General features: G+C 68.9%; 12 protein-coding genes. 8 read left to right on the top strand and 4 right to left on the bottom strand.

The features are described 5' to 3' along the window. Positions 1–148: 148 nt before the first annotated feature. Complete coding sequence (locus tag BLS50_RS18715; RefSeq protein WP_023475731.1) at positions 149–1,531, top strand: amino acid permease; 1,383 nt, start codon at positions 149–151, stop codon at positions 1,529–1,531. A gap of 216 nt (positions 1,532–1,747) precedes the next feature. Next, positions 1,748–2,683 carry a universal stress protein gene (locus tag BLS50_RS18710; RefSeq protein ID WP_053524386.1) on the top strand — a complete coding sequence of 312 codons (936 nt, stop codon included), beginning with the start codon at positions 1,748–1,750 and terminating at the stop codon, positions 2,681–2,683. Positions 2,684–3,182: 499 nt separating this feature from the next. On the opposite strand, the gene BLS50_RS18705 is transcribed toward BLS50_RS18710, so the two are convergent. Beyond that, positions 3,183–3,617: a hypothetical protein gene (locus BLS50_RS18705; protein ID WP_027811499.1), complete on the bottom strand. Its 435-nt coding sequence runs from the start codon at positions 3,615–3,617 to the stop codon at positions 3,183–3,185. Positions 3,618–4,171: 554 nt separating this feature from the next. Here BLS50_RS18705 and BLS50_RS18700 point away from each other — a divergent pair. Then, complete coding sequence (locus tag BLS50_RS18700; protein ID WP_011694735.1) at positions 4,172–4,426, top strand: DUF3562 domain-containing protein; 255 nt, start codon at positions 4,172–4,174, stop codon at positions 4,424–4,426. 201 nt (positions 4,427–4,627) lie between these two features. Beyond that, positions 4,628–6,427 (top strand): methyl-accepting chemotaxis protein, encoded by a 1,800-nt coding sequence (locus BLS50_RS18695; protein WP_006479045.1) that lies wholly within the window; start codon positions 4,628–4,630, stop codon positions 6,425–6,427. Between the two features lie 50 nt (positions 6,428–6,477). On the opposite strand, the gene BLS50_RS18690 is transcribed toward BLS50_RS18695, so the two are convergent. Continuing rightward, on the bottom strand, positions 6,478–7,518 hold the full coding sequence (locus BLS50_RS18690; RefSeq protein ID WP_074803353.1) for a sigma-54 interaction domain-containing protein: 1,041 nt from the start codon (positions 7,516–7,518) through the stop codon (positions 6,478–6,480). A gap of 391 nt (positions 7,519–7,909) precedes the next feature. Between BLS50_RS18690 and BLS50_RS18685 the strand changes: the two genes are divergently transcribed. The 4 genes from BLS50_RS18685 to BLS50_RS18670 all read left to right on the top strand — a co-directional run bounded on the left by BLS50_RS18685 (position 7,910) and on the right by BLS50_RS18670 (position 11,691). Further along, positions 7,910–9,910: a hybrid sensor histidine kinase/response regulator gene (locus BLS50_RS18685; protein WP_074803351.1), complete on the top strand. Its 2,001-nt coding sequence runs from the start codon at positions 7,910–7,912 to the stop codon at positions 9,908–9,910. A gap of 57 nt (positions 9,911–9,967) precedes the next feature. Beyond that, positions 9,968–10,378: a BON domain-containing protein gene (locus BLS50_RS18680; protein ID WP_053524397.1), complete on the top strand. Its 411-nt coding sequence runs from the start codon at positions 9,968–9,970 to the stop codon at positions 10,376–10,378. A 79-nt stretch (positions 10,379–10,457) separates the two neighbouring features. After that, entirely contained in the window at positions 10,458–11,003 is a 546-nt protein-coding gene (locus BLS50_RS18675) for a hypothetical protein (protein ID WP_074803348.1), read from the top strand. Positions 11,004–11,052: 49 nt separating this feature from the next. Further along, a complete protein-coding gene (locus tag BLS50_RS18670; RefSeq protein WP_074803345.1) occupies positions 11,053–11,691 on the top strand; it encodes a DUF4142 domain-containing protein in 639 nt (212 codons plus the stop codon). Positions 11,692–11,713: 22 nt separating this feature from the next. Here BLS50_RS18670 and BLS50_RS18665 read toward each other — a convergent pair whose 3' ends face one another. Beyond that, positions 11,714–12,217: a PRC-barrel domain-containing protein gene (locus tag BLS50_RS18665; protein WP_074803342.1), complete on the bottom strand. Its 504-nt coding sequence runs from the start codon at positions 12,215–12,217 to the stop codon at positions 11,714–11,716. A gap of 107 nt (positions 12,218–12,324) precedes the next feature. Beyond that, on the bottom strand, positions 12,325–12,756 hold the full coding sequence (locus BLS50_RS18660) for a CBS domain-containing protein (protein ID WP_006491217.1): 432 nt from the start codon (positions 12,754–12,756) through the stop codon (positions 12,325–12,327). Positions 12,757–12,873 lie beyond the last annotated feature (117 nt).

Raw genomic sequence — 12,873 nt, 5'->3', positions numbered from 1 at the left:
CGGATTGACGCGGTATCCGTGTCGTTTCTTATTCGGAAATCGACAGCGGCGATTATTTCGTTTTCGGCTGCCACAATCGGCATGAACGGGCGCGCATGGTCATCGACACAATGACGGCGGCCCGCTCGCGGCTGCCAAGGAGACGGATTTGAAACAACCAGAAGACCAGCTGCACCGCGGGCTGGAAGAGCGGCACATCAACCTGATGGCGCTCGGCGCGACGATCGGCGTCGGCCTGTTCCTCGGCTCGGCCACCGCGATCCGCACGGCCGGGCCGGCCATCCTGCTGACCTACCTGCTGGGCGGCCTCGCGATCTTCCTGATCATGCGCGCGCTCGGCGAGATGGCGATCACCAACCCGGTCGCCGGCGCCTTCAGCCGCTATGCGCGCGACTACCTCGGCCCGCTCGCCGGTTACCTGACCGGCTGGACCTACTGGTTCGTGTGGATCGTCACCTGCATGGCGGAAATCACGGCGGTCGGCGTCTACATGCACATGTGGTTCCCCGGCGTGCCGAACTGGATCTGGGCGCTCGCGGCGCTGCTGGCGATGGGCTCGGTGAACTTCATTGCGGTCAAACTGTATGGCGAATTCGAATTCTGGTTCGCGCTGATCAAGATCGTCACGATCGTGCTGATGATCATCGGCGGCGGGCTGATGATCGCGTTCGGTATCGGCAACGGCGGGGTCGCGACCGGCATCTCGAACCTCTGGTCGCACGGCGGCTTCATGCCGAACGGGATCAACGGCGTGATCGCCGCGCTCCCGATCGTGATGTTCGCGTATCTCGGCGTCGAGATGCTCGGCCTCACGGCCGGCGAGGCGCGCAACCCGGAGAAGTCGCTGACGAAGGCGGTGAACTCGGTGTTCTGGCGCGTGCTGATTTTCTACATCGGTGCGCTGTTCGTGATCATGTCGCTCTATCCGTGGGACCAGATCGGCACGCAGGGCAGCCCGTTCGTGATGACGTTCTCGCGGCTCGGCATTCCGGCCGCCGCCGGCATCATCAACTTCGTCGTGCTGACCGCGGCGCTGTCGTCGTGCAACAGCGGCCTGTTCAGCACCGCGCGGATGCTCTACAACCTCGCGCAGCAGGGCCAGGCGCCGGCCGCGCTCGGTCGCGTGAACCGCAGCGGCGTGCCCGTGTACGGCGTGGCCGTGTCGGTCGCGTTGCTGCTGATCGGCGTGTTGCTCAACTATCTCGCGCCGCAGCACGTGTTCACGTGGCTCACGTCGGTGTCGACGTTCGGCGCGATCTGGACGTGGTGCGTGATCCTGATCGCGCAGATGCGGTTTCGCCGCACGCTGTCGGCCGACAAGATCGCGCGCCTGCCGATTCGCGTGCCGTTCTATCCGCTCGGTTCGTTCGTCGCGCTCGGCTTTCTCGTGCTGGTCGTCGTGTTGATGGCGTTCACGCCCGATACGCGCGTCGCGCTCGTGATCGGGCCGGTGTGGATCGTGCTGCTCGGCATCGCGTACGCGCTGTTCTACGCGAACCGTTCGACCGCGTCGATGCCGACGAAGTCGTAAACGGAGGGAGCGGGCAGGGTGCCGCACGATCGTTGATCGCGATCATGCATGCGCGGGCCGGACGGCCTATGCTGAACGAACGCATTGCTTGTCCGCGCTTCGCGTGGCATCCCCCGATCCCCGCGACCGCGGCGGCTGTCCGGCCGCCGCGCGCCGCTGCCGCGCGAAGCTTCCGTCGTCGCTCAGCGACGACGCGCACGCACGGAGATCTTCGCCATGCAGCCTGCCCAGTCCATTCCGACGCTCGCGCGGATCGCGCTGGCCGTCGACCCGACGCCCGAATCGCTGACCGCCGCGCGCTATGTGCGCACGCTGCTGCGTCCCGGCATGCGATTGCGCATCATTTGCGCGATCGACAATCCGCGCCTCGTGTTGCCGGACATTCCGCGCATCGACGCGCTGCTGACGTCCGCGCGCGAGGACATGATGCGCGAAGCGCAAGCCACTTGCACGCGGATCGCGGCGCTGTTCGCCGACAGCGGCAGCGAAGTCGAACAGGCGGTCGTCGATACGTCGGTCACGGGCGGCTCGGTCGCGGACGCACTGGTGAACGATACGTCGACGTGGCACGCGGACGTGCTGGCGATCGGCGCAAATCCGCATCACGGGCTGTTGCGGCTCGTCGAAGGCGCGATGTCGGACACGCTGACGAAACGCGCGCGCTGCGCGCTGCTGATCGTGCCCGGCACCTACGCACGGCCGACGGACGGCACGCTGCAGCGGCTGATGTTCGCGGTCGACGGCAGCGAGCCGTCGCTGCATGCGGTGCGCGTCGGCCTCGGCTTCGCCGCGCCGGGGACGTTGCTGTATGCGGCGTACGTGATCGACCGTGCGGTTCGTCTGACCGATGTCGTGCCGGTGCGCGCGCTCGAGGATGCGTATCGCGCGGAGGGCGAGGACGCGCTCGCGAAGATCGGCCCGTTGTTCCACGCGACGGGCAATCCGACCAAGCGCGGCATCGTCGAAACGCATCCGACCAGCGACGACGTGGCCCATGCGCTGATGCGCGATGCCGTGCACTGGCGGGCAGAGTTGCTGGTGGTCGGCACGCATGGCCGTCGCGGCATCGCCGCCTGGCTGATCGGCAGCGTCGCACGACGCGTGGCACACCTCGCGCAGGTGCCCGTGCTGCTGGTGCGTGGGGCGGAATGAATCGCGCGTCGTTGCGATCGATGCGGCTCAGGATTGACCTGCATCAGAAACGCGACGCGCATCGCGTGAGACAGTGATGGAACGTCCGGTGACGCGGCGGGTCTGTCGTGCTTGCACACGATCCCGCGCCTGCATGCGGGTAGCCATTTCCGCCGCATTCGCTTCCGTCACATCATTTCAGGAGCCGCGCCACGGTTTATACGGCGCGTCATCCGACCGGGAACTCTCTGGCACGAGGGTAGGCAACCGACGGTTGCCTTGGAGGACGGGCGGGGTGCAAGTCACCCCGTCCGCTTTCCGCCTGGCCCCCGTCGAATCCACTTCCCGCAGCAAAGGGTGTTGAATGCAGCCGCGTCGAGCGGCGCATCATCGCGCGCGTTCGCTTCGATATGGATCGAGACGAACGTGAACGCGTGCACGGCAGCCCGGCATGGCAGCCGCGCCGTGGCGCGCGCAGCCATTGCACGGCACCGCACCGTATGTCGCTGAAGTATGGAGATCAAAGGGTACGAAGAATCGATCGCAGATCGTGCCGACGGCCCGCGCCGCGTCGTACCCGCACATGCGGACGCACGGCATGCAGCGGCGCGCACGCGCTGCACGTGCGGCTACGCAGACGATTCGCATGCGGCCAGCCGGGGCGCGCCTTGCGACGCAGCTCCGATCCGGCCGGTGCATCGGCCGCGTGTCGCGCGCAGAGCGCCGCGGCGAACCGCTGCAACGCGAGGACGGACCCCGCGACGCTCTGGTATTTTTCGCGGCCGATCTGCCCGTCGAGCGTGACGAGCAACCCGGCCTCGCGTGCGAGCGCGAGCAGGGTGTCGAGATCGTCGGACGGACGGTTGCCGGCCGACGCGGCCCGGGCGGGCAGGGCGCGCGCGTTGCCCGACGCGCGCCGCTGGCCGTCCCGGCCCGGTAAGTTGCGATGTGCCATGGTTGGTCTCCTGCGCCGGACCCCGCGTGCCGGCTCGACGGCCGACTGAGCGATGTTCCGGTATGAACGCCTGGTTCATGTGATCAGTATCGTGTGGCGAGGGCGCGCTGCCAAGCGGCGCGCGCTGAAGTCGCTGTCAGGAAATTGCGCGACGCGTATCGGAATCCGCTGACACGCGCGGCGGCCGGCCGGTCCGGCGCGTTCGTCCCCCATGAATGAACGGCACGCGGCGGGCGCCGCTTGACGCGTGATTTCGGCCGGTCTAAGTTCGCTTCTGCATCGGCGTCGCCCGGCGTTCCACCCGCCGCCCGTCGCCAGTGCCGCGCCCGGGTGGCGTGGCAGGGCTTTCAGTTTCGTTCGCGGGCCATGTGCATCGCGAACCCCGCGCGGCCGGTTCGGCACGGCCAATTTGGCAACGAATCGGCGCGGCGGCACGCAATGTGCCGTTGATCGCGCGCAAACACGCGTCGGCGCATCGTACGCCGCCCGTCTATCCAGTCTTTAAGCTTCCAGTACCGTCATCTTTTCGTTCCTCGACCGTCAGGAGTTCGTCGATGTCCAAGGACAATTTGCTCGATTCACTCAAGGAAGCCGCCGAACAGCGCGCGATCGGCGCGGATCAGCTGCGTGCGATGCTCGACGACGAAGTGCGCGCGCTGTCGTCCGGTGCGCGTGTGCACGACTACATCCACGTGTTCGCGATCCGGAATCTGCGCGAGCGGATGCGCCGGAAGGACGACTTCGACCGCGACACCCGGGCCGACGCAGCGCCTGCGGACGACGATCCGCGTCCGAGCCATCGGTTGTAGCGGAGGGGGGCCGGGCGCCGAGACCGGCGGGCGGCACGTCCATCGAACCCGGCCATCCTGACGATTCGCCGACAGGCATCGACGCGTTTCGTCATACGTTTCATTGAATTGTCACAACGACCTCAAGTAAGCGGTGCGATTTGCCGTTTACCCGGTGAATTCGTCCACCGGACGTTCCCGCTCCCTTACCGAGTCGTTGCCATGTTCTCGTCCATTCGCGCCCGCATCCTCGCCGCGTGCGTCGCCATCGTCGTATTCGCGCTGGTCGCGTCGACCCTGATCAACTATTTCATCGCACGCTCGTACAACGACGACGCGATCGACCGCAACCTGACCTCGGTCGCCAGCGGCCACGTAGTCGGGATCGCCGACTGGGTCGCCACCCGCAGCCGGATGATCGCGTCGCTGCAGGATGCCGCGCTGACGCCCGATCCGCTGCCGGTATTCAAGCAGATGGCCGCGGCCGGCGGCTTCACGAACGTCTATGCGGGCTACGCCGACAAGGCGTTCCACTTCTCCGACCCGACCGGCATCCCGCCCGATTACGACCCGACCGGCCGCCCGTGGTACAAGCAGGCCGCGCAGGCCGGCAAGCCGGTCGTCACGCCGCCGTACGTCGATGCCGGCACGGGCAACCTCGTCGTCACGTTCGCGGTGCCGATCCTGCGCGACGGCGCGCTGAAGGGGGTGGTCGCCGCGGACCTGTCGATGGACAGCGTGATCGCCAACGTGAAGTCGATCCGCCCGACGCCGGCGAGCTTCGGGATGCTGGTCGACAGCAGCGGCCACGTCGTCGCGCACCCGGACGCCAAGCTCACGCTGAAGCCGGTCGCCGACGTGTCGCCCGAACTCGGCTCGCTGGGCGTGGCCTCGATCGCGGCGGCGAATGCGCCGGTCGAGGTCGGCGTCGGCGGCGACGCGAAGCTGGTGCGCGCGAAACCCGTGCCGGGCACCGACTGGTACGCGCTGGTGCTGCTCGACAAGACCGAAGCGACGGCCGGGATGCGTTCGCTGTTGACCGCATCGCTGATCACGCTGATCGTGATCGTCGGCGTGGCGTCGCTGATCATCGGCGCGATCACCGCGACCGCGTTCCGCCGCCTGTCGCAGGTGCGCCAGGCGATGGCCGCGATCGGCTCGGGCGCCGGCGACCTGACGCGGCGCCTGCCGGCCGACGGCCGCGACGAAGTCGCCGATATCGCGCGCTCGTTCAACAGTTTCATCGACAAGCTGAACGACGTGATGCGCCAGATCCGCGACGCCAGCGAATCGGTGCGCACGGCCGCGAACGAGATCGCGGCGGGCAACCAGGACCTGTCGTCGCGTACCGAGTCGGCGGCGGCGAGCCTCGAGGAGACGGCCGCGTCGATGGAAGAGATCACCGCGACCGTCGGTCAGTCGGCGGCGGCCGCCGGCCAGGCCGACGAACGCGCGGCGGCCGCGTCGCGGATCGCGTCGCACGGCGGCGTGGTCGTGTCGGACGTGGTCGCGACGATGGGGAAGATCGAGGAAGCGTCGGGCCGGATCGGCGACATCATCGGCGTGATCGACGGGATCGCGTTCCAGACCAACATCCTCGCGCTGAACGCGGCCGTGGAAGCGGCCCGCGCGGGCGAACAGGGGCGCGGCTTCGCGGTCGTCGCGCAGGAAGTGCGCAGCCTCGCGCAGCGCAGCGCGCAGGCTGCACGCGAAGTGAAGGTGCTGGTCGAATCGACGGTCGCGAGCGTGTCGGCCGGGTCCGGGCAGGTGCGCCAGGCCGGCGACACGATGCGCGAGATCGTGTCCAACGTGTCGAACGTGACGACCATCATCTCCGAGATCACGCACGCGGCGAATGAGCAGACGCGCGGTATCCAGGAAGTGAACCGCGCGGTCAGCCAGCTCGACGAAATGGTGCAGCAGAATGCAGCGCTCGTCGAACAGTCGACCGCGGCGGCCACCGCGCTGCAGTCGCAGGCGAACGCGCTGGCGACGACGGTCGGGCAGTTCAAGGTCGCCTGACGCAACTGGCTGCTGGCGACTGTCGGCCCGCGGCATGCGGGCCGCGCCGCTCACGAATCGTCCTGGTCGCGCATCAGCGCGAGCCGGTTGTAGAGGGTCTTCAGGCTGATGCCGAGCGCCTTGGCCGCGCGCGGCTTGTTACCGTCGAAGTGACGCAGCGTCTCCGCGATGAAGCGTTGCTGCGCATGGTGCAGCGTCGCACCGACCGGCAGCGCCATCGCGCCTTCCGACGTGCTCTCGGCTGCCGGCAGCGCCTGCTTCGGCAGCGCGACGTCGATGCCTTCGTCCGCCAGGATGTACGCGCGCTCGATCGTGTTGTGCAGTTCGCGCACGTTGCCGGGCCACGAATACGCGCGCAATGCGGCGATTGCCGCGTCGGTCAGCCGCTTGTGCGCGCGATGGCGCGCATTCAGCGTATCGACGAATTCCTGCGCGATCGTCTCGACGTCGCCGTCGCGCTGGCGCAGCGGCGGCACGTAGATCGCGAACGCGGCGAGCCGGTAGAACAGGTCCTCGCGCAGCCGGCCGTCGCGCACCGCCTCGGCGGGATTGTGGCGAGTGGCCGAGACGAACCGCACGTCGAGCGGAATCGGCTCGGTGCCGCCCACGCGCACGATCGTGTTCGACTCGATCGCCCGCAGCAGCTTCACCTGCAGCGCCGCCGGCATTTCCGCGATTTCGTCGAGCAGCAGCGTGCCGCCGCGCGCGGCTTCGAAGAAACCTTCACGCTGCGTGATCGCGCCGGTAAAGCTGCCTTTTTCGTGGCCGAACAGTTGCGCCTCCGCAAGCTCGGCCGGGATCGCGCCGCAGTTCATCGGCACGAACGGGCCGTCGCGCCGCTCGCTCAGATCGTGGAGCCGACGCGCGACGATATCCTTGCCGACCCCGCTTTCGCCGGCAATCATCACGCTCGCGCGGGTCGGCGCGATTTTCTCGATACGGCCGAGCAGCGTGCGCATCGCGGCGGACCGGCCGGACAGCCGGCGACCGTCTGCGCGCTGCTTCGTCCGGTTGGCGGATTCACCCATAGGCGTTCGCGGGCCGTTTTGAAAAACGGCATCACACGTCCCGTTGATTGCAATATTTATCATCGACAGCGAAACGACCGCGAAGGTGCCGCTGAATAGAAATTTCCAATGTGCGCGGCGTGAACGAAAGAAATGGGCGATCACTTTTTTGCAGGCCGTGCCGTGACGCCACGTCCGCGTCAGAACCGGCGCTTTTTTACAGAAACCCGATGAAAAAAGCGGCCGGCCACACATTACGACGGCGTGCGACGGGGCGGGGCGAGGGAGACGACCCACCACGCAGCCAGTGCGGGCGCAGCGCCCAGCCGCCATTGCCGCGACCGTGAGGTCCGAGCGCCACCAGGTACGTTGTTTGCTGGCGTTTTCACGCTCGCCCGGCGCGTTCGACGGCACGCCGCATGGCCGACAGGGGCATGCCTCCGCACGACGGCAGCCGGCGCGATCCAAGGATGCAATGACGACTCTGACCCGTGAGGTGTTCCGGCAAGGTGCATGGGTCGTACTGGCCGTCGGGCTCGCGACCGCGCTGCAAGCGTGGGCGATTCGGGCTGTCGGCGAGCACGCGCCCTTTGCGCCGCTGCCTTTTTACGCAGGTGTGGCGGCCGCCGCATGGCTGACGTCGTTCGGCGGCGGCCTCGCCGCGACCGCCGCGAGTGTCGGCGTGATTGGCGCATTGTTGTGGCGCGACGCGCCGCTGGCGACGCTGTTGGCGCAAGCCGGCGCGTTCGTCGCGATCGGCTTCGTCGAATGCGTGCTGGTGGCGGCCGTGAAGCCACTGCTCGCGAACGATCGGTTGCGGGAGATCAGCGACGACGATAGCGATCCGTACCCGCCGCACCGCGAGCCGTCGTCCGTCGTGAGCCTCTCCGACGACGGGCTGCTGCGCCGGGTGGTCGATGCGTCGCCCGATGCAATCGTCGGGACCGATGCCGCGCGCAGGATCACCAGCTGGAATCCGGCCGCCGCCAGCATCTTCGGCATCGATACGGCCCAGGCGAACGGCCGCGATATCGTCACGATGATCGCGCCGCGCTGGTTGCGCCGGCACGCGGTGCCCGCGTCGTTCGCGGACCTGCGCGCGCCGGTCGGGCCGCTCGACGTACTGTGCGTGCGCTCCAACGGCGGCCGTTTTCGCGCCACCTTCGCCGCGTCGCCGATCATCGACGCGCAGGGCCACTGCGCGGGCCTGTCATTGACGCTGCGCGACGCGGGCGAACGCCGCCGCAACGAACGCCACCACCTTCGCTCGCTGCGCGGCGCCCGCGACGCGCGCGTGCAGGCCGACGCGTCGAATCGGCTGAAGGACGAGCTGCTGGCGACGGTGTCGCACGAACTGCGCACGCCGCTGAACGTGATCTACGGCTGGGTCGAGGTACTGCGCAACGCCGACGGGCAGGGCTTCGCGCAGCAGGCGGTCGACGCGATCGATCGCAGCGCGCGGTCGCTGTCGCACATGGTCGCCGACCTGCTCGACGCCTCGTCCCTCGCGACCGGCCGGCTGCGTCTCGAACGCGTGCCGGTCGACCTCGTGCGGATCGTGCGCGACGCCGCACGTGAACTCGACGCGACCGCCCAGGCGAACGGGCTCGTGCTGTCGACGGAATACGCGATGCCGGCCTGCGTGATTCCGGCGGACGGCGAACGGCTGCGCCAGCTCCTGTCGAACCTGCTGTCGAACGCGATCAAGTTCACGCCGCCGGGCGGCCGCATCAACGTGTCGCTGACGCGCGCCGGCGAGCGCGTGCGGCTGTCCGTCTCCGACACCGGGCAAGGGATTGCGCCGGAGTACCTGCCGCACCTGTTCGACACGTTCAGTCGGCCGGAAGGCGCGTTCACGTCGCCGAAGCGCGGTTTAGGGCTCGGCCTGTCGATCGTGCGCAACATCGCGCAGCTGCACGGCGGCGAGGTGGTCGCGACGAGCGCGGGCGCCGGGCGCGGCATGACCGTCACGGTGACGCTGCCGGCCGGCTGGGACGCCGACGATCCGACGGAGCAGCCGTCGCGGACGAAGGGCGCGTCCGACACGGTCGCGCTCGACGGCCAGCGCGTGCTGGTGGTCGACGACGACGCAACGTCCCGGACCAGCCTCGCGGCAGCGCTCGAAACGATGGGCGCACAGGTATCGACCGCGCGGTCGGGGCACGATGCACTCGAAGCGGTGGAGCGGCAGCCGCCGAGCGTCGTGCTGTCGGATCTCGCGATGCCGGACGGCGACGGTTACTGGCTGCTGGACCGAATCCGGCGCTTGCCGAACGGCGGAGGACATCTGCCGGTCGTCGCGGTGACCGCGCACGCCGGCAAGGCCGACCGGCGCCGGGTGATGGCCGCGGGGTTCGATGCGTATCTGTGCAAGCCGGTCGACATGCCGACGCTCGCGAGCGTGATCGTCGACGTCGTACCGGATGACGCGGGTGATACGGGAGACACGGCAGACGGGAAGCCGCGCGAGCGGTAGCCAGCCGTATCCATACGGCGCGGCGGCGGGTCGATCGCATACGAAAAAGGAGGCACGATGGACGCAACGGAACACACGCGGCACGACCGCACCGGCGGCAAGCCGGCGCGCACGCGACGCAGAACGCCGGTCGTGCCGATCGCGAGCATACTGATGCTGTCGTGTGCATGGATCGCGACACCCCGCTACGCATCGGCCGAGGAGGGCACGCGTGCGAAGCTCGCGAGCCAGGCGTCGGCCGTCGGGGGCCAGATCCGCGATGCGACGCTCGCGTCCCGTGTCAGGGCCGCGCTCGTCGCCGAACGCGGTCTGGCCTCCGGCGACATCGACGTGCAGGTGCGTGACCGCGTGGCCGAGCTCACGGGCAACGTGCCCGACGAGCGGCAACGCGCGACCGCGGTCCGCGTCGCGCACGACGTCAGCGGCGTGAGCGGCGTGCGCGACAAGCTGCAGATCCGCCGGAAGTAACGTGATGCGCGGGCCAGCGCCGGGCCGATCGGGCGTCGCGCGCCCGCGACCCTGCGCGTCACCGGGCAGGAGGTTCGACATGGACACCATCATCGCGGGCCGTTTCTCGCGGCTCGAGCAGGCGGAACGCTGCGCGGAGCAATTGCGCGGGCACGCCATGCACCGGGACGACGTGAAGGTCTTCTTTCTCAATCCGCCCGGACAGCACGCGCTGTTCTGGCTCGGCGGCGACGTCTATGCGGACTCCGCCGCGCGGCCGGGCGGCCTCGGTGCACTGGAAGGCGTGGCCATCGGCGCGATCGTCGGGCTCGCCGGGGCCGCGCTGCTGTATCTGGGCGGGCTGCATTCCCCGCTCGCGTGGATCGGCGTGCCGCTCGTGGGTGGCTATGTCGGCGCGTTGTGCGGCGCGCTCAGCCGGATGCGCGGCGATGCGCCGGAGGGGCACGGCGCGCTGAAACAATGCGAAAACGGCGTGGTGCTGGCGGCGCACGTGACGCGACGCACGATCACGTTCGCGGAGCGGACGATGCTCGCCGCCGGCGCGCTGTCGGTGGAGCGCACCGAGGGCGCTTGGGACAACGGCGCGTGGCCCGATTTCTTCACGTCGGCCCATCGTCCCGCATGACGGCAAGCCGCACCGAGGACCCGCTCCGTCGCACGACACGGAGGCCCGGATGAGCACAAACCGAACAATCCGGAGGATGAAGCGGGGCGGGCGTCGGCCAGTGGCGGTCGTCACGCTGACTGCCGCCGCCGGCGTCCTGACGTTCGCGCTCTCGCACGCGCAAGCGCCGCCCGCTTCGTCCGCGCAGGTCGCGCCGGGCGTCATCCGTCCGGGCCCCACCGCCGACGAGCCCGGCCTGACGCAGCGGCCGATCGGCATCGACGCCGAGTTCGTCGACAAGGCGGGCATGCTCGGCAAGGTGGAGCGACAGGCCAGCCAACTCGCGCTCGACCGTTCGTCGAACGCGGACGTGAAGGCCTTCGCGCGCCGGATGCTCGACGATCACGCGCGTATCGCGGACGAATTGCGCCACATCGGTGCGCAGAAAGGCGTGCCGGTCCAGACGCGGATGCTCGTCGATCCGGCGGTCACGGCATTGCGAGCAAAGGAGGGGCGCGCGTTCGATACGGCGTACGTGGCGCTGGCCGGTCCGCCCGCGCACGAAGCGGCGATCCGGCTTTACGAAACCGAGGCGAAAGACGGCCGCGACCCGCAGCTTCGCGCGTTCGCGGCCCGCACGCTGCCGGTGTTGAACGCACACCTGAACGCCGCGCGGCAACTCGCGAAGACGGTGGCCGGCGCGCAGTGACCGGCTTTGCGGCAGGCTGGCGTCAGTGCTGCCGCGTGCCGTCTTCGGGGCCGCCCGGCGACGCCTCGTACGGCGGCGAGTCCAGCGCCGTTTCGCCTTCCTCGATCAGCCAGTACGGCGAACGGCCGTAGTACGCATGCAGTGCTTCGGCCCATTCGGGGTCGGCCATTGCGGGCCAGCGGCTCTTGTCGAAGCCGGGCGCTTCGCGCACACGGGCGGTGTCGACGGGCAGCACGAAGCATTGGCGCTCGGCATCGAGCACGAGCGCATTCCACGGCACCGCGAGCAGCTTGTCGCCGATTCCCAGCAGGCCGCCGGACGACACGACCGCATACGCGATCCGCCCGGCGCGCACGTCCAGCATGATGTTGGCGATCTTGCCGATATCGTCGCCATCGATCGTCAGCACGCGATCGCCTTCGAACGTGCTGGCGGCCATCACGTCGGGCCCCGGCCCGCCTCCGGCCGTGCGCGGAGTCGCGCCGACGATGCGCGCGGCGTCGCGCGACGGTTTGTCCGTTGTCATCGAAAACCTCCTGGTCGAAGCGGCAACCCGGTACGCGCGCAAATTCATTGCGCGCGTATTTCGTCGGGGCAACAGGCCGCGCGGGATGATGGGGGGACGCCAATCGGTCAGCGGCGGCGCGGCAGCGATACGTCCTCGAGCGTATTGGCCAGCTCGTCGCGCGCCGGGCCACCCGCGCGCGTCGCGATGTCGCCGAGCGACACCATGCCGACGAGCTTCAGACTGCGATCGAGCACCGGCAAGCGGTGCAACTGTACGTCGGCCATCCGCTGCTGGACGTCGCCGACGCCGTCGTCCTCGACGCACCACTGCACGGGCCTGGACGCGACCGCCTGCACGGGCGTATCGGGCGAGTGGCCGTGCGACAGCGCCCGCACCGCGAGGTCGCGATCGGTCACGATCGCGACGAGCTCGGTGCCGTCGCACACGGGCAGCACGCCGATATCGAAGCGCTGCATCAATTCGGCCGCATGGCGAATCGTGTCGGTCGGCGCGACGCACACTACGTCGCGCGACATGATCTCGTTGACGCGATACATGAACGCCTCCTTCGTGATCGGGACGATACGGGAGCAGGCCGCGTGCCGCGCGCGATGCGCACACGCCGAGCCTGAGTTGCCGAGCGACGGAGAAATTTGCCAGCCCGCTTGTACATC

Origin of the sequence: Burkholderia orbicola, from assembly GCF_900100915.1 — a bacterium.
In the GTDB taxonomy this organism is placed as follows: domain Bacteria; phylum Pseudomonadota; class Gammaproteobacteria; order Burkholderiales; family Burkholderiaceae; genus Burkholderia; species Burkholderia orbicola.
Note: the sequence above shows the minus strand (reverse complement) of the source record. Positions and strands in the feature narration are given on the sequence as shown.